At 33.7% G+C, this 20,270-nt stretch carries 19 protein-coding genes and 2 tRNA genes; 9 read left to right on the forward strand and 12 right to left on the reverse strand.

Annotated elements, in window-relative coordinates; all coding sequences use genetic code 11:
• Window positions 1-92: 92 nt before the first annotated feature.
• The 3 genes from KGI96_RS07580 to rne all read left to right on the forward strand — a co-directional run bounded on the left by KGI96_RS07580 (window position 93) and on the right by rne (window position 3,387).
• Window positions 93-168, forward strand: a tRNA-Phe gene (locus tag KGI96_RS07580).
• A gap of 5 nt (window positions 169-173) precedes the next feature.
• A tRNA-Asn gene (locus KGI96_RS07585) sits at window positions 174-249 on the forward strand.
• 309 nt (window positions 250-558) lie between these two features.
• Window positions 559-3,387, forward strand: a complete 2,829-nt coding sequence (rne, locus tag KGI96_RS07590) for a ribonuclease E (RefSeq protein WP_211597565.1) — start codon at window positions 559-561, stop codon at window positions 3,385-3,387.
• 118 nt (window positions 3,388-3,505) lie between these two features.
• Here the strand turns inward: rne and KGI96_RS07595 are convergent, their stop codons facing one another.
• Window positions 3,506-4,357: a thymidylate synthase gene (locus KGI96_RS07595; protein WP_211597564.1), complete on the reverse strand. Its 852-nt coding sequence runs from the start codon at window positions 4,355-4,357 to the stop codon at window positions 3,506-3,508.
• A 69-nt stretch (window positions 4,358-4,426) separates the two neighbouring features.
• Between KGI96_RS07595 and KGI96_RS07600 the strand changes: the two genes are divergently transcribed.
• Together KGI96_RS07600 and rho are read left to right on the forward strand one after the other, a co-directional pair.
• Window positions 4,427-4,933 carry a hypothetical protein gene (locus tag KGI96_RS07600; protein ID WP_211597563.1) on the forward strand — a complete coding sequence of 169 codons (507 nt, stop codon included), beginning with the start codon at window positions 4,427-4,429 and terminating at the stop codon, window positions 4,931-4,933.
• 256 nt (window positions 4,934-5,189) lie between these two features.
• A complete protein-coding gene (rho, locus tag KGI96_RS07605; RefSeq protein ID WP_211597562.1) occupies window positions 5,190-6,449 on the forward strand; it encodes a transcription termination factor Rho in 1,260 nt (419 codons plus the stop codon).
• Window positions 6,450-6,525: 76 nt separating this feature from the next.
• Here rho and KGI96_RS07610 read toward each other — a convergent pair whose 3' ends face one another.
• The 3 genes from KGI96_RS07610 to KGI96_RS07620 all read right to left on the reverse strand — a co-directional run bounded on the left by KGI96_RS07610 (window position 6,526) and on the right by KGI96_RS07620 (window position 9,586).
• Window positions 6,526-7,203, reverse strand: coding sequence for a 3-keto-L-gulonate-6-phosphate decarboxylase UlaD (locus KGI96_RS07610; protein WP_211597561.1), 678 nt, complete (start codon window positions 7,201-7,203; stop codon window positions 6,526-6,528).
• Between the two features lie 10 nt (window positions 7,204-7,213).
• Window positions 7,214-7,690, reverse strand: coding sequence for a PTS sugar transporter subunit IIA (locus KGI96_RS07615; RefSeq protein WP_211597560.1), 477 nt, complete (start codon window positions 7,688-7,690; stop codon window positions 7,214-7,216).
• 114 nt (window positions 7,691-7,804) lie between these two features.
• On the reverse strand, window positions 7,805-9,586 hold the full coding sequence (locus tag KGI96_RS07620) for a PTS ascorbate-specific subunit IIBC (RefSeq protein ID WP_211597559.1): 1,782 nt from the start codon (window positions 9,584-9,586) through the stop codon (window positions 7,805-7,807).
• 375 nt (window positions 9,587-9,961) lie between these two features.
• Between KGI96_RS07620 and ulaG the strand changes: the two genes are divergently transcribed.
• The 4 genes from ulaG (at window position 9,962) to araD (ending at window position 13,469) form a co-directional block, all read left to right on the forward strand.
• The gene (gene ulaG, locus KGI96_RS07625) at window positions 9,962-11,053 is read left to right on the forward strand and encodes an L-ascorbate 6-phosphate lactonase (RefSeq protein ID WP_211597558.1); all 1,092 of its coding nucleotides are present in this window, start codon (window positions 9,962-9,964) and stop codon (window positions 11,051-11,053) included.
• Window positions 11,054-11,138: 85 nt separating this feature from the next.
• The gene (gene ulaR, locus KGI96_RS07630) at window positions 11,139-11,894 is read left to right on the forward strand and encodes an HTH-type transcriptional regulator UlaR (protein WP_211597557.1); all 756 of its coding nucleotides are present in this window, start codon (window positions 11,139-11,141) and stop codon (window positions 11,892-11,894) included.
• A 25-nt stretch (window positions 11,895-11,919) separates the two neighbouring features.
• The gene (locus KGI96_RS07635; protein ID WP_211597556.1) at window positions 11,920-12,780 is read left to right on the forward strand and encodes an L-ribulose-5-phosphate 3-epimerase; all 861 of its coding nucleotides are present in this window, start codon (window positions 11,920-11,922) and stop codon (window positions 12,778-12,780) included.
• Window positions 12,774-13,469 carry an L-ribulose-5-phosphate 4-epimerase gene (gene araD, locus KGI96_RS07640; protein WP_211597555.1) on the forward strand — a complete coding sequence of 232 codons (696 nt, stop codon included), beginning with the start codon at window positions 12,774-12,776 and terminating at the stop codon, window positions 13,467-13,469. The genes KGI96_RS07635 and araD overlap by 7 nt, the downstream gene beginning before the upstream one ends.
• A gap of 83 nt (window positions 13,470-13,552) precedes the next feature.
• Here the strand turns inward: araD and KGI96_RS07645 are convergent, their stop codons facing one another.
• The 8 genes from KGI96_RS07645 to KGI96_RS07680 form a co-directional block, all read right to left on the reverse strand.
• A complete protein-coding gene (locus KGI96_RS07645; RefSeq protein ID WP_211597554.1) occupies window positions 13,553-13,909 on the reverse strand; it encodes a DUF1801 domain-containing protein in 357 nt (118 codons plus the stop codon).
• Window positions 13,909-14,331 carry a VOC family protein gene (locus KGI96_RS07650; RefSeq protein ID WP_211597553.1) on the reverse strand — a complete coding sequence of 141 codons (423 nt, stop codon included), beginning with the start codon at window positions 14,329-14,331 and terminating at the stop codon, window positions 13,909-13,911. The genes KGI96_RS07645 and KGI96_RS07650 overlap by 1 nt, the downstream gene beginning before the upstream one ends.
• A gap of 42 nt (window positions 14,332-14,373) precedes the next feature.
• Window positions 14,374-15,114, reverse strand: a complete 741-nt coding sequence (locus KGI96_RS07655) for a helix-turn-helix domain-containing protein (RefSeq protein WP_211597552.1) — start codon at window positions 15,112-15,114, stop codon at window positions 14,374-14,376.
• Between the two features lie 320 nt (window positions 15,115-15,434).
• Window positions 15,435-15,734: a hypothetical protein gene (locus KGI96_RS07660; protein ID WP_211597551.1), complete on the reverse strand. Its 300-nt coding sequence runs from the start codon at window positions 15,732-15,734 to the stop codon at window positions 15,435-15,437.
• A 115-nt stretch (window positions 15,735-15,849) separates the two neighbouring features.
• Window positions 15,850-17,430, reverse strand: a complete 1,581-nt coding sequence (locus KGI96_RS07665) for a WG repeat-containing protein (protein WP_211597550.1) — start codon at window positions 17,428-17,430, stop codon at window positions 15,850-15,852.
• Entirely contained in the window at window positions 17,387-18,001 is a 615-nt protein-coding gene (locus tag KGI96_RS07670; protein ID WP_211597549.1) for a hypothetical protein, read from the reverse strand. Before KGI96_RS07670 ends, KGI96_RS07665 begins: the two co-directional genes overlap by 44 nt.
• A 49-nt stretch (window positions 18,002-18,050) precedes the next feature.
• Entirely contained in the window at window positions 18,051-19,055 is a 1,005-nt protein-coding gene (truD, locus tag KGI96_RS07675; protein WP_211597548.1) for a tRNA pseudouridine(13) synthase TruD, read from the reverse strand.
• 92 nt (window positions 19,056-19,147) lie between these two features.
• Window positions 19,148-20,248, reverse strand: a complete 1,101-nt coding sequence (locus tag KGI96_RS07680) for a peptidoglycan DD-metalloendopeptidase family protein (RefSeq protein ID WP_211597547.1) — start codon at window positions 20,246-20,248, stop codon at window positions 19,148-19,150.
• Window positions 20,249-20,270 lie beyond the last annotated feature (22 nt).

The raw sequence follows: 20,270 nt of genomic DNA on the forward strand, positions 1-20,270 counted from the left end.
GATCTGTTAAACTGTTTTTTTGGTTTTTTTTAAAAAAAGTATTTGACGAAGGAAAGAAAAAACGGTTTAATACGCTCCGCAAACGACGAGATGCCTCGATAGCTCAGTCGGTAGAGCAGAGGATTGAAAATCCTCGTGTCGGTGGTTCGATTCCGCCTCGAGGCACCATCTATTCCTCCTTAGTTCAGTCGGTAGAACGGTGGACTGTTAATCCATATGTCGCTGGTTCAAGTCCAGCAGGAGGAGCCATATTTTAAACGCTGATTAGAAATAATCAGCGTTTTTTTTGCCTATCATATAAAACATTTCAAAATAATTTATAATGCCCTTGCTTATCAACCACGATAAATGTCATAATTAACCTCTTTTATTTATTTAAAAATTTTATAAAAAATAAAAGAAATTTAACGGTTAATTTTCAACCACCATATGCAATAAATAAAAGATTACGCAAAATATAAATGTAAGACGTAATAATGAGTTTAAAATAATTTATCTCTTTGAACAGTCGTGAGATTGGCATTAAAAAGAGACATAAAAAGATTAAGAGAAAATACAATGAAAAGAATGCTTATTAATGCAACCCAAAAAGAAGAGTTGCGAGTTGCCCTTGTTGATGGGCAACGCCTATTTGATTTAGATATTGAAAGTCCGGGACACGAGCAAAAAAAATCAAATATCTATAAAGGAAAAATCACTCGTGTTGAACCAAGTTTAGAAGCAGCATTTGTTGATTATGGAACAGATCGACACGGTTTCCTTCCTTTAAAAGAAATTTCTCGTGAATACTTTCCTGATGGTTATGTATTTCAAGGTAGCCCAAGCATTAAAAATGTAATCAAAGAAGGGCAAGAAGTTATTATCCAAGTTAGCAAAGAAGAGCGTGGTAATAAAGGAGCTGCATTGACAACCTTTATTTCTTTAGCTGGAAGCTATTTAGTTTTAATGCCTAATAATCCTCGAGCAGGAGGGATTTCTCGCCGAATTGAGGGTGAAGAACGTCAAGAATTAAAAGAAACGTTAAGTAACTTAGATGTACCTAATGATATGGGCTTAATTGTAAGAACGGCTGGTGTTGGAAAATCACCAGAAGAATTACAGTGGGATTTACAAGTTTTATTACATCATTGGGAAGCCATCAAAAAAGCAGCAAGCTCACGTCCTGCACCATTTTTAATTCATCAAGAAAGTGATGTTATTGTACGTGCCATTCGTGATTATTTACGCCGCGATATTGGTGAAATTTTAATAGATAGTAAAAAGATTTTTGAGAAAGCAAAAAATCACATCCGCTTAGTACGTCCTGATTTTATCAATCGAGTGAAACTATACGAAGGCGAAGTCCCATTATTTAGCCATTATCAGATTGAATCACAAATTGAATCCGCCTTCCAAAGAGAAGTGCGTTTACCTTCTGGTGGTTCTATTGTTATTGATGCGACAGAAGCATTAACTGCTGTTGATATTAACTCTGCAAGAGCGACTCGTGGTAGTGACATTGAAGAAACCGCATTAACCACCAATCTTGAAGCTGCTGATGAGATTGCTCGTCAAATGCGTTTACGTGATTTAGGCGGTTTAATTGTTATTGACTTTATTGATATGACACCTATTCGTCATCAGCGTGAAGTCGAAAATCGTATTCGAGAAGCCGTTCAACAAGATCGTGCTAGAATTCAATTTAGTCGAATTTCCCGTTTTGGCTTGCTTGAAATGTCTCGTCAGCGTTTAAGTTCTTCATTAAGTGAAGCTTCTTCACATATTTGTTCTCGTTGTCAAGGAACGGGTAAAGTGCGTGATAACGATTCTATTGCACTGTCAATCTTACGTTTAGTTGAAGAAGAGGCAATTAAAGAAAATTCAAAACAAGTACACGCTGTTGTACCAGTTGAAGTCGCTTCATACTTATTAAATGAAAAGCGTAAAGCTGTGGATAGTATTGAAAAACGTCATAATGTCAATATTATGATTGTACCAAATGAAAATATTGAAACACCGCATTTTAATATTTATCGTTTACGTGAAAATGAAATTTCTTCGACATTAAGTTATGATTTAGCTAAATTCTACCAAGTTAAAGATGACGAAAATACAACACCAACATTCACCACAGAAAATACAGCGATAAATAATGAACCTATTATTACTGTTGAAACAGTATTGCAAAACAGTGACTTAAATTTACAACCTGCACCAACACCTAAAGTGAAAAGAGTATCATTGCTTAGTCGCATCATTAGTAAGATTAAAGGTATATTTACTGTTGAAGAGGAAAAAGTTACACCTAAGAAAAATAAACGTAACAATAATAATAGAGGACGTAATCAGCGAGATCGTCGTAACCGAAAAGAATATCCTGCTCGTAATAATGAGCCTAAATCAACCTCTGATAATGTAAAAACCAAAAAACATAGTAACAATAACACGACGAAAAAAGGCAACAATGTTATTGAAGAAGTTGTTACGGTAGCAGAAAAAAAACAACCTGAGAAAAAAGTTGCTAAAGAGCAAAATCAAGTTCAAATTGAAGAACGTCGTCAGCGCCGTGATCTACGTAAAAAAATTCGAGCCACAAATACACCAGAAATCAGTAAAAATAGTAACGTAGATATTGTTCCTGAGATTAAAGAAACGATAGAAGTTCAACCTGTTATAGAAAATGTGATCGTAGCGTCACCGCCATTACAACCAGAAGTTGCACCAGAAGTTGTTAAGCCGCAAGAGAATAGTGACAAAGAGCATTCTCGTCGCCGCTCTCCTCGTCATTTACGTATTGGCAATCAACGTCGTCGTCAATCTAATAATACGACGATGAAATTAACTTCTGCAGTAATGTCACCTGAATTTGCGAGTGGAAAAGTTTGGATTAAAACTGAAAAACCAGCAAAAGTAAAAACAGATGAAAAACCTCGTTTCCTTTCTGTTGATGAGATGTTAGCACAACAAAAAAATGGTTCTTTAACACCAGTCACCCCTGTTGTTGTAGAAGAGCGTAATACAAGTTCTTCCACACCTTTAGGAAATGTGATTTCTCAAGAATCGGAAAGAGATTTAGTTGCAGAAAAAAATGATAGAGTATCTAAATCAAAACCCCAAGATAATATTGTTGAAATTACGCCTGAAACTGAAACTGAAACTGAAACTGAAACTAAAGCATATCAAAGTAGCTATCAATTTGATTGGAAACTTGGCACTATTTCAAGAGTTCAGCATACAACAGCAGTAATGACATTAGCAGAATCATCAAAAGAGTTAAATGATGCTGTTAATGTAACTGAATGGCAAGAATCTCGTTACTATTTTTATGGTAAAGGATTTGGTGGTCATTCAAGTGCTGTTAGTCACGTACATTCAGCACCAAGAGTTGCGGTGACTGAAGAGAAGTAATTAAATACTTTTTTGATTTGAAAGAGAAAACTTGCAAATTTTGATGAAAATCATACCGCTTGTTTTCTCTTTTTTATATTAAGTGTTTTAGGTAAAAACCAAAATAGCCTTGAGGACACTAAACAGAAAAAGGATATTTGATTGGATCGTAACTTTCATATCCCTCAACATCAAAATCATCTAATGTTACCCAAGTTTCTAAATCTTCTAATGTTTTTATATTAGGGTTTATTTTTAATTTAGGGGCTTTTAAGGGTGTCCGTTTTAATTGTACGTCTCTCATTAATTCAAGCTGATCTTCGTAGATATGTGCATTGACAATTTTGTGATAAGCTTGCCCTGCTTGATGTCCTGTTATTTGAGCCATTAAAGCAAGGAAAGTGTAACATTGTACCATATTCCAATTTAAGCCAAGTGGCACATCAGCAGAACGTTGAGTACTATTTAAATAAAGCGTGCCATCAAGTAGTGAAAAGTGATGACTATGCAAACAAGGACGTAAACAGCCTAAATGGAAAGCACCTGGATGATAAAAAGTATAGATTTCTCCTCTGTTATCAATTCCTTGTTTCAGATCATCAACAATTTGGCGTAATAAATCAACACTACCACCATCTGGTTTAGGAAAGTTTCGTCCCACAGCACCATAAACTAATCCCATATCATCTTCACCTTTACGATGAGGATTTGCTAGCCATTCTGTGTTTTGATTGGCATTCGCATCCCACGATTTAGAGCCTAATTGACGAAAATCGGCAGCACTATCATAACCACGAATATAACCGAGTAATTCTGCAATTGCTGCTTTCCAAAAGCTCTTTCGTGTTGTAACAAGAGGAAATTCCCCCTGTGCTACATCATAGGTTAAATCCGCATTAATGACGGTTAAACAACGCTTTCCTGTCCTTTTGTTTTCAATCCATTTTCCTTGCTCAATAATTCTTTGGCATAAGTCTAAATACTGTTTCATTTTTTATTTCCTCAACAACATTATTTAGGATAGAATAGTAGCAGATTTTTAATAAAAGAGGGTAATACAATGCAAAAAATTATTTCAACAATCTGCTTAATAATGGGATTATTTATTATAACTGCTTGTAATCAATCACCTTATTTTCAATCAATCGCAAAAGATAAACTTGATCAAAAATCTTATGCTGTTGGATATGGTTCAGCCTCTCAGACTTATCAAGATAAAGTAGATAACGCCTATGATATTGACGCTTTTATTAAAGGTGTGACACAATTTTATAATGGCGAAATTACCCAACCAATTAAACAAATTAGAGCAAACACATTAAATAAAATGTTAGATCATAATATTTATGCTTATTACAACGGCATTCTTTTTGCTTCTGATTTAAAACAAAATTTTTATCATTTAAATGCTCAGTGTTGGACACTTACTGATACTCAAAGTATGATACAGGGTATTTATGAGGCAATAAACGATCTTAAAAATAATAATGTTAAACATAATGATTATATATCAAAAGGCTATGATGAAATTTTACATTTATGTGTCAAAAAAATGGCAAATAAATAGAATAATTTGCCATTTTTCATATAAACTACTTTCGTAAAAGTAAGCTAAAGTCGAAGTTTATCCGTTTATTTAGCGTTATTTAAAAAATAACACGATCTCACTCAAAAAACTTTCACGTAATTTAATAAAAAATTTGCAAATTGACAAAAATAAAGGTAATCTAGGCAACCTAAATTCTTGGTGAAAACCATTTCTGGACAAAACTTGTTTATTCTGTTCAAACTTTAATTTAAATTATAAAATAAAAAACTTTCCTATGCATTTAACTCAATTAAAAACAATGCCAGTCTCAGAACTTCTGAAATTAGGCGAATCACAAGGCTTAGAAAATCTAGGTCGTTTACGTAAACAAGACATCATTTTTGCGATTTTAAAACAACACGCAAAAAGTGGTGAAGACATCTTTGGCAAAGGCGTATTAGAAATCTTACCTGATGGTTTTGGTTTTTTACGTTCGAACGACAGCTCATATTTAGCGGGTCCTGACGACATTTATGTTTCTCCTAGTCAAATTCGCCGTTTTAATATGCAAACCGGTGATAGTATTGAAGGGAAAATAAGACCGCCTAAAGATGGAGAACGCTATTTTGCCCTTCTTAAAGTCGCCAAAGTCAATGATGACAAGCCTGAAATTTCCCGCAATAAAATATTATTTGAAAACTTAACTCCTCTACATCCTAATTCTCGTTTAAAAATGGAGCGAGGCAATGGTTCAAGTGAAGATTTAACGGCTCGTATTTTGGATTTAGCCGCACCTATCGGTAAAGGACAGCGTGGTCTGATTGTTGCACCACCAAAGGCGGGTAAAACAGTTTTACTACAAAATATTGCTCAAAGCATTACAGCAAACTACCCTGAATGTGAACTGATTGTGTTACTTATTGATGAACGACCTGAAGAAGTAACAGAGATGACTCGTTCTGTAAAAGGAGAAGTCATCGCCTCTACTTTTGATGAACCAGCTTCTCGCCACGTGCAAGTAGCGGAAATGGTAATTGAAAAAGCAAAACGTTTAGTTGAGCATAAAAAAGATGTGGTTATTTTGTTAGATTCTATAACTCGTTTAGCTCGAGCTTACAATACGGTTACCCCATCATCAGGCAAAATCTTATCTGGTGGTGTCGATGCGAATGCACTGCACCGTCCGAAACGTTTCTTCGGCTCTGCTCGTAACATCGAAGAAGGGGGAAGCTTAACTATTATTGCAACTGCCCTTGTCGATACGGGTTCAAAAATGGATGAAGTTATCTTTGAAGAATTTAAAGGTACGGGGAATATGGAATTACATCTTTCTCGTAAAATTGCTGAAAAACGTGTATTCCCCGCAATTAACTTTAACCCTTCTGGTACTCGTAAGGAAGATCTGATTACCACTCCTGATGAGCTTCAAAAAATGTGGGTACTACGTAAAATTATTAATCCTATGGATGAAGTTTCTGCAATGGAATTTTTGATTGATAAATTAATGGTAGCAAAAACAAATAATGAATTTTTTGAAATAATGAAACGCTCATAACAAGTTAATTATTCATATAAAAAACCTGCTTATTCAGTGAAAATAAGCAGGTTTTTTTATACCTAATTTAAGTTTCTTAAACCCAGTATTTGTTGATTTCTGTACGAATCGCTTCTGCAGTTTCTTTCCCTTTTTCGCCCACTAATGCACGCCCTGCGATAAATACTTTCGCATTGGTAATTTCTTTGAATAAATGGATTTCTTGTGGCACGATTCCGCCAGTGATTGAAAGTTCTAAGCCTAAATCAGCCAGTTTTTTCATTTTTTCAATGTCTTCTGTTGTCCAGCCTTTACCTGCTAATTCAGCATCACGAGAGCGGTGGTAAATTGCTTGTTTCACGCCTAAATCTACCCATTCTTGTGCATCTTCAAATGTCCAGTTGCCGTAGATTTCAATTTGAATTTCTTTTTTCACTTTTAAATCAGGGTTTGCTGCGTTGAAATCATCAGCCACTTTTTTACAAGCTGCTTTGGTTGCTGGGTGTGCTGCTGCTGATACGGTTAACCAGTCTGCACCTGATTCAAATGCCATTTTTGCTAAAATTGCACCACCGTCGGTAGTTTTTAAATCACACACCAAAATGTGATCTGGGTGTAATGCTCGTAAAGTTTTTACTGCTTTCATTCCTTCGGCACAAGCTAAAATCGTACCTACTTCAATAATATCTACGGTTTTTTCCGCTGCTTTTGCATCTGCTACTGCTTTTTCAAGACTTAATGAATCTAATGCGATTTGTAATAATGGTTTTGACATTTTGTGTTCCTTATTTATTTAATGCTTCATCAATAATGCTATATACATCTTCGTTTGTTTGGCAACGTAAAATTTTTGCTAAATCAACTCCGGTTTCACTTTCAGGATCCTCATCTTCTAGCACTTGGGTAATTTCCATAATGCCTTGCATATGTTCGTCAGATGAGCTACCTGATAAAGTAATCAGTACTTTTACACCTTCATCTTCACCATCAAAGAAAACGGATTCAGTCAATGTGACTAATGCAAAAGCAGTTTTAATTACGCCTTCTTCTGGGCGAGCGTGAGGCATTGCTAACCCTGGTGCTAAGATGATGTAAGGCCCCATTTCTTTTACTTTATTGATAATGTTGTCATAATAACGAGGTTCAATCGCACCAGAATCAACTAACATATCGGTACCAATTTTAATTGCCTCTTCCCAGCTAGTGGCGGTTTGGTTTAATTTAATTGAGTTATTCTCAATCAGAGATTGTTTTAAATTCATTTTAAATACCTTTTTAATATTTTTTCAATTTTAAGAACAGAGCCCCTAGAAATTATTCTCTAGGGGCTGTTTTAACTATTTTAGATTCGCTCTAAAATTAATCGCAGTTGATGATTAACTTGCGTTGTGTTTATTGATTAATTCAACCAATTCATCACCAAATGAGTTAGGGTTAAGCATATTTTTAACACCTAATACAGATACTTTGTCGCCACCATCAATTTCATTCGCAAGATGCTGTGAAGAAACGACGATATCTACGTTTGCTAGTTTACCTTTATAATCGGTAACCGCACAAGAATCCATTTCATTTGGAATACCACGTTTATCAAGGTAGTTTTTGATTTTCATTTTCATCATCATTGATGAGCCTTGACCAGAACCACATACTGCTAAGATACGAACAGCTTTTGCACTACTTTGAGAATTTGTAAAAACTTCCTCAGAAGTGACCGCTTCATCTTCTTCAATACCAAATCCATAATATTGATCTAATGTTTTACCTTGAGCTTGTGCTGCTGCTTCATCTGTACGTAATTGTTTTGATGCAAAGAACATATAAACTAATGCTGCGGCAACAATAACAAAGAAGAAGAATGGGATAGAGATGATACCTTGTAAGATTGGTGGCCAGAATAATGCCCAGTCAGCCATTCCCATCCAACCATTAAAGATTGTACCTTGATCAGCAAGCATTTGGATTACCCAAGCAGAACCTAAGATTTCGATCATACCCATTACAAAACAAACTTTCATAACAGCTTTCCAACCACCAAAGCGGTTTGCAAATACCCCGATTGTTGCGTTAGAGAAGAACATTGGGATAAAGCCTGGAATGATAAGAATACTCGCATCCATACCAAGAAGAATACCAACAGCAACAAACTGACCGATAGCACCCCACATAAAGCCGAATACCATTGCATTTGGAGAGAATGCGTAAATTGCTGCACAGTCAATCGCTAATACTGCATTTGGAATTAAACGCTCAGAAATACCTTTGAAAGCTTCTAAAAGTTCTGCGACGAACATACGTACACCTGTTACGATAATTTGAATAGCGACCGCAAATTTAAGCCCTGTTTCAAGAATATAGATTGTCCAGTGTGTTTTACCCGCCATTACTTGTAAGTTATCTAAACCAAATGACAGTAAAATAATACCGAAGAATACGGTCATTACAATCGCAGTTGCTGATACGCTATCGTGGAAAATATGCAACCAGTTTGGTAATTTCATATGTTCAACACTGTCATCTTTATCACCTAATTTAGGTGCAACTTTAACCGCGATCCAAGATGCAATTTGTTGTTGGTGACCAATTGAGAACCCTGCTCCACCTGTAACAGCCTGTGTTGGTTGATACATAATATTTGCAGAAATACCCCAATAAAGTGCCATTAATACACTGGTATAAATAATGGTTTCCCACATTGTTGCACCAATAATCATATAGAATACCGCCACTAAACCTGCTTGTTGGAACATAATGTGTCCAGTAAGCATAATAGTACGAATACCAGTGAAACGTCTAAATGCAACTAAAAGAATATTTAATGCTAATGCTCCAAGTACGGCATAACCTACCCAAGCATAATTATCTGCCATTGTGGTAATGGTCGCTTGCATAGCAGTGTATGGGTCAACAATTGCCCCTGTTAAACCATGTACTTCATTAAGTTTTAAGATAATTGGTTTAAAGCCTTTAACAAGTGTGCCAGCACCTACTTGTACAAGCATAAAACCAGCTATAGTTTTAATAGTTCCCTTAAGAATTGTAGTGGTATCTTTTTTCAATAAAATATAACCAATACAAGCAACGATACCTAATAAGAGTGGTGCTTTAGATAGCACTTGATCTTTTAGGAAAATCAGGATTTCTGTAACAAACTCCATAAGTCATTTCCTTTTTGTGAGTAAAAAATAGTAGTTGAAACGATTAGCGATTTTCAATAATCACTATTATATTATGATATAGAAAATCAAAATTTGCGTAATCATCACTATAATACGCCTTAATAGACGATTAAAAAAGATTAAATTTGATTATTTGTGAACAAGATCACATTTTATATTTAAATATTTTTGATAAAAAAAGATTATTATTCAGTGAAAATCATAAATAAATCGCTTTTATTCCTTTGAAAAATGAAAAAAATATAAAATTTGACCTAAATCACAGTTTAGAAAAAAAAGATTGAATAAATCAAAATGATTATGTATGATTATTTGTGATTTCTTATTATCGTTTTTTATCAGGAGTAAATTAAAATGTCAAAAGTACAAGAAATAACAAGAGAAAGCTGGATTCTTTCAACTTTTCCAGAGTGGGGAACGTGGTTAAATGAAGAAATTGCTGCAGAGGTAGTGCCAGAAAAAAGTTTTGCGATGTGGTGGTTAGGTAACTGCTCAATTTGGATCAAAACACCCGCAGGGGCAAACGTATGTATGGATCTATGGTGTTTCCGTGGAAAAAATACTAAAAAAGTAAAAGATATGGTACGTGGACACCAAATGGCGAATATGTCAGGTGTGCGTAAATTACAACCAAACTTACGTACAAGTCCTGTTGTTATTGACCCATTTGCAATTGAAGAGTTAGATTTCTTATTAGCCTCACACTATCATAGTGATCATATTGATATCAATGTTGCCGCAGCGGTTATCAATAACCCAAAACTTGATCACGTTAAATTTATTGGTCCAGAATACTGTACTGATATTTGGCAAAAATGGGGTGTACCAGCAGAGCGTTGTATTACTGTTAAACCAGGCGATACAGTGAAAATCAAAGATATGGAAATTGTTGCATTAGACGGTTTTGATAGAACCTGTTTAGTCACACTTCCAGTTCAAGGAGCTGATGCACAAGGTGGAGAATTATTAGGTCTTTGCCCAAGTGATGAAGAAATGGGTAAAAAATGTGTAAACTACATTTTCAAAACACCAGGTGGTAATATTTATCACGGTGCTGATTCACATTATTCTGTTCAATTTGCTAAACACGGTAAAGAACACGACATTGATGTTGTATTAAACAACTACGGTGAAAATCCAGTTGGTATTATGGATAAAATGACTTCTATTGATTTACTTCGTATGGCAGAAGCCTTACAAGCAAAAGTAGTTATTCCTGTACACCACGATGTATGGTCAAACTTCCAAGCAAGCACCGATGAAATTTTAGCATTATATAGAATGCGTAAAGATCGCTTACAATATAAATTCCACCCATTTATTTGGGAAGTGGGCGGCAAATATGTTTATCCTCGTGATAAAGATTTAATTGATTACCATCACCCACGTGGTTTTGATGATTGTTTTGAGCAAGAGCCAAATGTACCATTTAAAAGTATTCTTTAATATACTTTACCACCCCTTAATTGGGGTGGTTTCTTTTTTGCTGTTCATTATAATTGGCATAAATTTTAATTAGAGAAATAAAAATATGAATGAAAATTATAGACAACAACAACTGCTTAAATTAGTTAATGAACGAAAGTATTTAGCCACAGCTGAAATTATTGATTTGTTGGGTATTTCTCCTGCTACTGCTCGTCGAGATATTACAAAATTAGATCAACAAGGTAGATTAAAAAAAGTACGCAATGGTGCAGAGTCTTTAAATGCGACTTATTATTCAACCAGCTCACCTATTATAAAAAAAAATATCAATAATCTTGAAGAAAAAAAACGCATTGCCATTGCAGCAAATAAGTTGTGCAAAGAGGATACCAGCGTAATCCTTACTTGTGGTTCAACAATGTTGATGCTGGGTGAAAGTTTATGTGGCAAAAATTTGCAAATTATTACCAATTACTTACCGCTTGCAAATACCCTTATTAGTAATGATCATCATAATGTCGTCATTATGGGTGGACAATATAATAAAAATCAAGCCATTATGCTTTCTCTAAATAGTAGTTCAGATGATTATGCTGCGGATATTCTTTTCACTAGTGGTAAAGGGCTTTCACACGAGGGCTTATATAAAAATGATATGTTAATTGCTAATTCTGAACAGAAAATGTTAGAAAAAGTGGAAAAGTTGGTTGTTTTACTGGATAGCTCAAAGTTAGGTAAGCGAGTAGGAATGCTGTTTGCTGAGTTAAAAAATATCGATATTTTAATTACAGGAAAAGAAGCAGACCCAACTATTATTAAAGAATTAACAGAGCAAGGATTACACATTATTCTTGCTTAAAAGCACAATTTAATAGGACAAAAAAATGAGAAAACATAAATTAGGGATCTATGAAAAAGCCTTGCCAAAAAATATCAGTTGGCAAGATAGATTATCTATTGCAAAAGCGTGTGGGTTTGATTTTGTCGAAATTTCTATTGATGAAACCGATGAGCGTTTAGCTCGTTTAGATTGGACAAAAGAACAACGCTTAGAGCTAGTAAAAGCGATTATGACTACTGGCGTAACTATTCCGTCAATGTGTTTATCTGGGCATCGCCGTTTCCCATTTGGTAGCCGAGATGAAGCCATTCGCAAAGAAGCTTACACAATGATGGAAAAAGCCATTCAATTAGCGGTGGATTTAGGTATTCGTACCATTCAACTTGCAGGTTACGATGTTTATTACGAAGAGCAAGACGAAGGCACAATCCAACGTTTTCAAGAAGGGCTTGAATGGGCGGTAACGCTTGCAGCAAGTAATCAGGTAACCCTTGCAGTAGAAATTATGGATACCAAATTTATGAGTTCAATTTCTCGTTGGAAAAAATGGGATCAAATCATCGACTCCCCTTGGTTTACCGTTTATCCTGATATTGGCAATCTTTCAGCGTGGAATGATAACGTTGAAGAAGAATTAACCCTAGGTATCAATAAAATTTCAGCCTTACATCTAAAAGATACCTACAAAGTCACCGAAACCTGCAAAGGGCAATTTAGAGATGTCCCATTTGGCGATGGTTGTGTGGATTTTGTAAAATTCTTCAATATTCTAAATAAATTAAATTATCGTGGTGCATTCTTAATTGAAATGTGGACAGAAAAAGCTGAAGAGCCAATCGCTGAAATTATCAATGCACGCCGTTGGATCGAACAAAAAATGAAAGAAGGAGGCTTCCAATGTTAGAAGCGTTAAAAGAAAAAGTATTAAAAGCAAACCTTGAATTACCAAAACATAAATTAGTCACATTCACTTGGGGTAACGTGAGTGAAATTGATCGTGAAACAAACTTAGTGGTTATCAAGCCATCAGGTGTGGAATACGATGAAATGACGGCTGATGATATGGTAGTAGTAGATTTATTCACTGGTAAAGTGGTAGAAGGCAAACTAAAACCATCATCAGATACGCCAACTCACTTGGAGCTTTATCGCCAATTCCCTAATATCGGCGGAATTGTGCATACTCACTCACGTCACGCAACGGCTTGGGCACAAGCAGGCGAAGATTTACTCGCACTCGGTACAACGCACGGCGATTATTTCTACGGTACCATTCCTTGCACCCGTAAAATGACCCCTGCTGAAATTGCTGGCGAATATGAGTTAGAAACAGGAAAAGTGATCGTTGAAACTTTCCAAAAACGCCATATTCAAGCGGATCAAATCCCAGCAGTAATTGTACATTCACACGGACCATTCGTATGGGGCAAAGACGCCAATGATGCGGTGCATAATTCCGTTGTACTAGAAGAATTGGCTTATATGAACTTTGTCACCACCCAAATTCGTCCAAATATCCAATCAATGCAACAAGAATTATTGGATAAACATTATCTACGTAAACACGGTGCAAATGCCTATTATGGGCAATAATTATTGCTTAATAAATTCGATTAAAATAGAAAGGCAGGAATTCAACCCTGCCTTTATTTTTTTAAATCTGCAAATTTTTAGAATTATCTTACCGCTTGTTTTATAAAATATTCCACATTTTTATTTTGAAGATCATCTATTGTTCTAATTTTTAGATGTCGGCGGTATTTCCCAGTACCTTCCAATAATTTATTAGGATCTCCCATTAAAAAGCCTTCGACAAACTCGAAAGAAATATGTTGTTTCCTGACAAATAAACCACCAAAATCTTTATTATTAATTGAAAACATAATACCACCATAAATGATTCTTTCACCAGTTGCTTGATGGTTTTCAAAAACTATTTCACGTATTTGGTTTAAAATAAGATATTTTTCGTTATCAACACTTAATATGTCATTCAAAAATGTTTGAACTTGATCATTTTGGGATTTCATCATTATTCCACTTTTTCTGCAAAACCAAGAATATAACCATTTAAATCTTGTACATAAAATTCTTTCATTCCATACCAAGTTGTTTTTAGGTCAGTGATGGTGAGATTTTTATTTTTCAATGATTGATGTAATTTACTAATGCCGTCAATTTCCATATAGAATGAAACAGTTGCTCCAGTAGTAGAGGCTTTGCAAAAAGTCATATCCTGTTGGAAAGAGTCTAAACGCTGTAACATTAATTCAATATTGTCTTTTTGGATCATTGCGTACACATAGGCTTTATTTTTATCTAATGTCTGTTCGACACCATCTTGGCTTTCAGGCACCGCCATAACTAATGTAAATCCAAAATGCTCAGTATAAAAATGAACAGTTTCATTAATGTCCTTTACCGCTAAATTGGGTGATAATTTGTTGATTTTCATAGTTACCTCTTTTTATCAGTTAAAAAATCAAACACAAAATTATCATTTATTTAGTGTTGATAATTGTAAAAATCGGTCGTTTTCATTTTTGTATAGTTCTTTAGGGGTAACACCAGCGTATTGCTTTACTTCTTTGATAAAGTGAGATTGATCAGAATATCCATTGTTAGGAGTTAGTTTTCCTGCTGAAATCTGTTTATAGGAGGATTTAAAACGAATAATTTTTAAGAAATTTTTTAACGAAAAACCAAATTGTTTACTAAAGTAACGATTAATTTGTCTGCTACTCCAAAAAACCTGTTCCGATAATTCCGTTACTGTTTTTACATTCTGTTGATAGATAAGATCAAATAATGTCAATTTTCTATTATCTATATTTTTAATCTGTGTTATTACATTCTCAATATGATGTGTAGTATGACTAACAAATCGTTCAAATTCATTGTGTTGGAAACTGTTAAGATTCCAAAAATGAAAAGGAAGAGTGTGTTCAGTATCTAAAATTGATTTTATCTCTCTTTGAAAAATATATTCAGCAGCTAAGATCTTAAAACGTATTGCAATAAAAGTTTTATTTTTAGGTATGTCGATATGTTTTGGTGTAGTCCAAATGCCTGTAAGTTTTACTTTTGTTAAAAGGTTATCTTCAAATTCAGCAATTAAATCAAAGTAACCATCTGGTAGGATAGTGTGTTGAATGGCTTTATCAGTCTTATAATCCCAAAAACATTCTATGAAATTTTGTAAAAATCCTGTTGGTTTAAGCTCTTTATATTTTATCACAGTGCTACTCTCAAAATGATTTTCTTGTTTTAAGCGGTGAGATGTGATCAATTATTTGCAAATTTTTATCAACATCTTACCGCTTGTTTTCCATAAACGTAATTCCATATAATAGAAGAGTGATAGGCAGTAATAATGAATAACATACCTATTGTAAAAAGTATTTTGATATCTTTTTATAAACTTCTCTCTTTTTAATATTCAGTATGTGTATGTATTTCTTATTTAATCAGTCAAAACCAACTCTCTCACTAACGCAGTCGCATAACTTCCTGACTCTAAAAAGAAGTTTAATTTCAACCCTTCATCAACAAATCAACTTATTTTTCACAATATCTACCTATATCTCCTGCGAGACTCTCAACAAATAACCTGCGTTCTATGTAGTAATATTCGATTCTATCAATCATACCAATTAAAGTCTCTTTAACATAAATACTGTTATTTTTTATAATAAAATAGTTTTGCTTTCTGAAGTCAAGTACATCTGCAATATCTCCCTTTCCATTACCACAATATTTCCATACAGAATTTTCTAAATTATTTTTATCTTTATAAAAAATGAATGTGATAGCTCCTATTAAAAAGAACAAGCTGATTACACCACATTTTCTTCTCATTCTGTTTCCTTCTAAAAGTTTAAAGCAATATTGATAAAGGTAAAAATTTTTATTTTATTAAAATATTTGCAAGAAGTTGTGATCATCTTACCGCTATCATTGATAAATAATCTCTTTACTGACTGTCTCTTTCCGTTGTTTCTTCACCTTTATAATTAAAAACTCGGTTATCAAACCAATATGTTTTATTATCATCTTTTGTATTTCTCCTTCCTCGTTCATACTCTGTGAATTTTGGAAAGTCAGCGACTTTTTCCCCTTTTTGATTAATTAAAAATAAATTTTGTCCATCTAGTAACGCTACTCTTGTATAACCTTTATAAAACGTTCTATCTCCCCAACCATATTTTATTGGTATCACAAGCTTTCCCTTTGTATTGATAAAGCCACACTCTTTATTAAACTTCTTACAAATTCTTGCATAACCTTCTCTAAATGGCTCAACATCTTTGTATTTTGAAACATCAAAAGGTGCTTTTTTAGCATTTTTATCTATAAACATAAACTTATCATTTTTATCTTTAACAAGTAAATAACCATTATGAAATTTCATTGACCAAGACTCAATATCTTTGATAGTCATTTTATTGAGTCTTTTCCCATTCTGATCTAAGAGATAATATTTTGTTGAATATGCATTACTTATAGCAGTAGGTATTAATTTCTTTAAAATTATTCTGTCATCAGCTAATTCGATTCTACTATATTCATTTTGACCGAAACTTAAGATTTTCTTATTATCAGAAAAACGATATAAATTAGTGATCTTATTAGAAGATTCTTTTATTGTTTCAACATAAAAATATTTATTAACATCTAAATCTCTTACAGTAGGACTTAATAACACTTTCATATTTGTTATATCTAACAAACCTCGTTTAGCATTGCTAATATCAGAACCTGCAATTTGTACATATTTTTTATCATTATAATAAGTATTAAAAGGGATAAAATAAGGCAATTTTTCCATTTTTGAAGTTTTAGGATTAAGATAAAAATAAGCTATATCTGAATTTTCAGTCATTTTTCCACAATAAATATTGGCTATTTTATGAAAAAGTCTTATAAAGGTTGGCTTAACCACCCATTTACCCTTGCTATTGAGAATGCCTTGCTTTCCTGTGTTAAAATCAATCGCAATTAGATGATGATTTTTATTCGCTAAGGGTTTGATTTTATAAGTGCTCGTAAATTTTTCTATCTTCATTTCTTTTGAAATCAGCACATCAATTTCATTCAACTCCCCACTAAATGTAAGACTTTTACGTATTTTTAATTTTAAAGGTGCTTGTATTGGTGTGTGTTTATTAATATATTGTTGTAATAATTTTTCCGTTTTAATCGTCTTATTAATGATCTGTTTTTTTGCCTCTTTTAGCATCTCTAAATACTGATGAACAAACTGTTGTTGTTTTTCAGATAACACGGTATGTGAAGAAGCACTTCTGTCTCTTAAGATCCTTCCATCTTTATAAATACCTCTAATCTTAATTAATTTACTTAATGTTTGTGGATATTCAAGCACCACTTTGTTATTTACCATCTGTATTAATTTAATATCACCAAATTCAGTATGAATGATTTTATTTTTTTCTGATAATGTTTTTGTTTCTACATTTTCTAATGGAAAATCAATAGTAAATTTTATTGATTTAATTGGTTTTGGATTTTCTAAAACAAAGTTTTTTTTCAGCAAAACTGCTGTTTAATACAATTTTTTCAATTTCAGTCGCATTGTCAGTTTTTGAGTAGGAATATTCTTTACCACTATCTTTGTCAGTAACCATATATTTTTTCTCAACCGAACTTTTTGATAGCACCAAAGTTTCAATATTTTTATGACTACCATCAAGATATTCCACAGATATTGCTTTAAAAATAGGGATATTATTGTAATTACGACTCCAATAAGAATTATCTTTATTAATCACTTTCACTAAATCATACAAATGAGGTTTCAAAATAATGATATTGTAGGGATAATATATTTTAGAATAAACATCAAGAGCATCAAAGAAATGCTGAATTTTATTTTTATCAATACTTACTTTTCTTTTTAAATCTATAAAAGTAGGCGCATCATTTACAGAAAAAGATTTTTTACCCTGTATTGGCGCAACTTCAAACTGCATATTAGAAATATCAATCATCATTTCTAACTTTAAGATTTCACTATTAACTTTATCCATTAATGGGTTTTCTTGTGCATTTTCATAACTGATCAAAAAATTTGATAGTACAAATATGCAAGTTATTAATGTTTTCATTATTAGCTCCTGATATTTTTAAAATATAAATGACTGCATAATTAACTCGTTAATCCGTTAGAACCAACTCTCTCACTAACGCAGTCGCATAACTTCCTGACTCTAAAAAGAAGTTTAATTTCAGTCCATCATCAACAAATTGCCATTCAAAATTTTGTGGTTTACACAACATTGCTCGGCGAGAAGCTTTCATTCTTACCTCTTTCATCAATTCAATAAAAGATTGGTGTTGTGCAATAATTTGTTGCTCAGGTTGTGGGGCTGGTTTGTCTAAGGAGTCTTCGCCGATCAGTGGAGCAGTCAGCAATAAATCATTATCCGTTAAACGTTGTTGTAATTCTGCTAACTCATTTTCTGTCGCTTGAAAGAAACTATTTGAGCCTGCAAGTTGTAGTAAATCATTATTTACAACTAGTGATATAAGGTTTTCTTGAATACGGGCTGAAACCACTTGATTGAAAATATCACTACGTGCGGCTGAAAGATAAAAACTGCGTTTTTTACGATCTTTAACTTTAATTTCACCATTCGCCCAACGTTGGGCTTGAATTAAATTATTGCCATCTCGTCCGAAGCGTTGTTCGGTAAAATAGTTAGGAAATCCAACCGCTTGGATTTGGGTTAAGCGTTGAACCAACTCATCCGTTTGCTTTACCTCTCTTAATAAAAGCTCAAAATGATTACCCACTAACGCTCCCACACGAATTTTACGATTATGGCGAGTCACCTCTAAAATCTCGACACCTTCTTCTGAAAACTGGCTAAAATCTGGTGTTTCCTTACCTGCTAAGTGTAAACAAAACCATTGTTCTGTGATGGCATTGCGATCTTTTAAGCCAGCATAACTCATATTTTTTGCAGAAATACCCGCAAATTTTGCTAATTTTTCCCCTACAAATAAGGTGTTGGCATTGGTTTTACGCACCTTAACCGCAACAAATTCTCCTTCATTAGCAAGATCGTAACCCAATTCTTCTCTCACAATAAAATCTGCAAATTCTGCTTTTAATCGACCCGCTTGCTTAGGCTCACCATTTAGATAGGCTAAATTCATTTTTTAATCCTTAAGTTTTATGATTTGCTAATATGAAAATACCGCTAACACTAGAAAGTGCAAGCGGTAAGATCTCATCAACAATTTACAAATTAACGTCTAGGTAAGTAATCCATTGGATTAACCGATTTACCTTTATAACGAATTTCAAAGTGTAATTTTGTGGTGTTAGTCCCTGTATTACCCATTGTTGCAATACGTTGTCCTAATTTTACAGTATCGTTTTCATCCACTAAAATTTCATCATTATGCGCATAAGCACTTAAATAATTATCACTATGCTTGATAATTATTAGGTTGCCATAACCTTGTAGTGCATTACCGGCATAAACTACTCGACCTTTCGCTGCTGCTTTAACGGCTTGCCCTTTGGAACCAGTAAGATCAATTCCTTTATTTCCCCCATCTACTGAAGAAAAAGAAGAAATAACACGTCCAGCTGTTGGCCAATGCCATTTTATGGATTCAGTGTCAGCAACAGGTAGTGAGTGACTATTTGAGACACTTATTTGTGTTGCTGTTGGTGTTGCTGTATTTGTGGTTGCTTTTATTGGTCCTTTGACTGTTCCATCTGAACCATAAGCAGTACCATTAGCTGCTTGTGTATAAGTAACATTAGGTTCTTGTTTTACAGGTTTTTCAACTACCACTTTTTTAGTCACTACTTTTTCGGTATAACCACTAGAAAGTTTAATTTTTTGACCAATACTTAATGAGTAAGGCTCTTTTAATCCATTCAATTTAGCGACTTCTTTTACATCTTTACCTGCTATATAGGCGACAAGAAATAGAGTATCACCTTTACGAACAGTATACACATTGCCATCATAAGAGCCTTTATCAATTTGGCTATAAATTGGTTTATGTGTTGTACTATCACGAGGGATTTTTATTTTTCTCTCAATTTCCTTTTCTTTCACTTTTATTTTTCGGGTTATTTTTCTTACTACTTTTTTTGTAGATATAGCCGATGGTTTTAAAATCTCTTTCTGAATAGGTTTTGATGCGGTATTCATAGAAGACGGCATTTTTGCACGTTGAAGTCTTACATTGTGATTAACTACATTTACTGGTGGTGGAAGCTGTATATTGCGTCCTGAACCAGAAGCATATTCAACAGGTGCTGCTCGATTAGAGCCACAAGCTGTCAATGCAATCATCGTGAGTGGAAAAAATAAAACAAGTTTTTTCATTACATCAATCTCTATTTTGTAT

This window comes from Phocoenobacter atlanticus subsp. cyclopteri (assembly GCF_018343795.1).
Classification (GTDB): domain Bacteria; phylum Pseudomonadota; class Gammaproteobacteria; order Enterobacterales; family Pasteurellaceae; genus Phocoenobacter; species Phocoenobacter atlanticus.

What these genes read in the sequence shown, in the direction of transcription:
- rne (WP_211597565.1), top strand. Translation starts at nt 559, where the DNA reads ATGAAAAGAATGCTTATTAATGCAACCCAAAAAGAAGAGTTGCGAGTT.
- KGI96_RS07595 (WP_211597564.1), bottom strand. Translation starts at nt 4,357, where the DNA reads ATGAAACAGTATTTAGACTTATGCCAAAGAATTATTGAGCAAGGAAAA.
- KGI96_RS07600 (WP_211597563.1), top strand. Translation starts at nt 4,427, where the DNA reads ATGCAAAAAATTATTTCAACAATCTGCTTAATAATGGGATTATTTATT.
- rho (WP_211597562.1), top strand. Translation starts at nt 5,190, where the DNA reads ATGCATTTAACTCAATTAAAAACAATGCCAGTCTCAGAACTTCTGAAA.
- KGI96_RS07610 (WP_211597561.1), bottom strand. Translation starts at nt 7,203, where the DNA reads ATGTCAAAACCATTATTACAAATCGCATTAGATTCATTAAGTCTTGAA.
- KGI96_RS07615 (WP_211597560.1), bottom strand. Translation starts at nt 7,690, where the DNA reads ATGAATTTAAAACAATCTCTGATTGAGAATAACTCAATTAAATTAAAC.
- KGI96_RS07620 (WP_211597559.1), bottom strand. Translation starts at nt 9,586, where the DNA reads ATGGAGTTTGTTACAGAAATCCTGATTTTCCTAAAAGATCAAGTGCTA.
- ulaG (WP_211597558.1), top strand. Translation starts at nt 9,962, where the DNA reads ATGTCAAAAGTACAAGAAATAACAAGAGAAAGCTGGATTCTTTCAACT.
- ulaR (WP_211597557.1), top strand. Translation starts at nt 11,139, where the DNA reads ATGAATGAAAATTATAGACAACAACAACTGCTTAAATTAGTTAATGAA.
- KGI96_RS07635 (WP_211597556.1), top strand. Translation starts at nt 11,920, where the DNA reads ATGAGAAAACATAAATTAGGGATCTATGAAAAAGCCTTGCCAAAAAAT.
- araD (WP_211597555.1), top strand. Translation starts at nt 12,774, where the DNA reads ATGTTAGAAGCGTTAAAAGAAAAAGTATTAAAAGCAAACCTTGAATTA.
- KGI96_RS07645 (WP_211597554.1), bottom strand. Translation starts at nt 13,909, where the DNA reads ATGATGAAATCCCAAAATGATCAAGTTCAAACATTTTTGAATGACATA.
- KGI96_RS07650 (WP_211597553.1), bottom strand. Translation starts at nt 14,331, where the DNA reads ATGAAAATCAACAAATTATCACCCAATTTAGCGGTAAAGGACATTAAT.
- KGI96_RS07660 (WP_211597551.1), bottom strand. Translation starts at nt 15,734, where the DNA reads ATGAGAAGAAAATGTGGTGTAATCAGCTTGTTCTTTTTAATAGGAGCT.
- KGI96_RS07670 (WP_211597549.1), bottom strand. Translation starts at nt 18,001, where the DNA reads ATGAAAACATTAATAACTTGCATATTTGTACTATCAAATTTTTTGATC.
- truD (WP_211597548.1), bottom strand. Translation starts at nt 19,055, where the DNA reads ATGAATTTAGCCTATCTAAATGGTGAGCCTAAGCAAGCGGGTCGATTA.
- KGI96_RS07680 (WP_211597547.1), bottom strand. Translation starts at nt 20,248, where the DNA reads ATGAAAAAACTTGTTTTATTTTTTCCACTCACGATGATTGCATTGACA.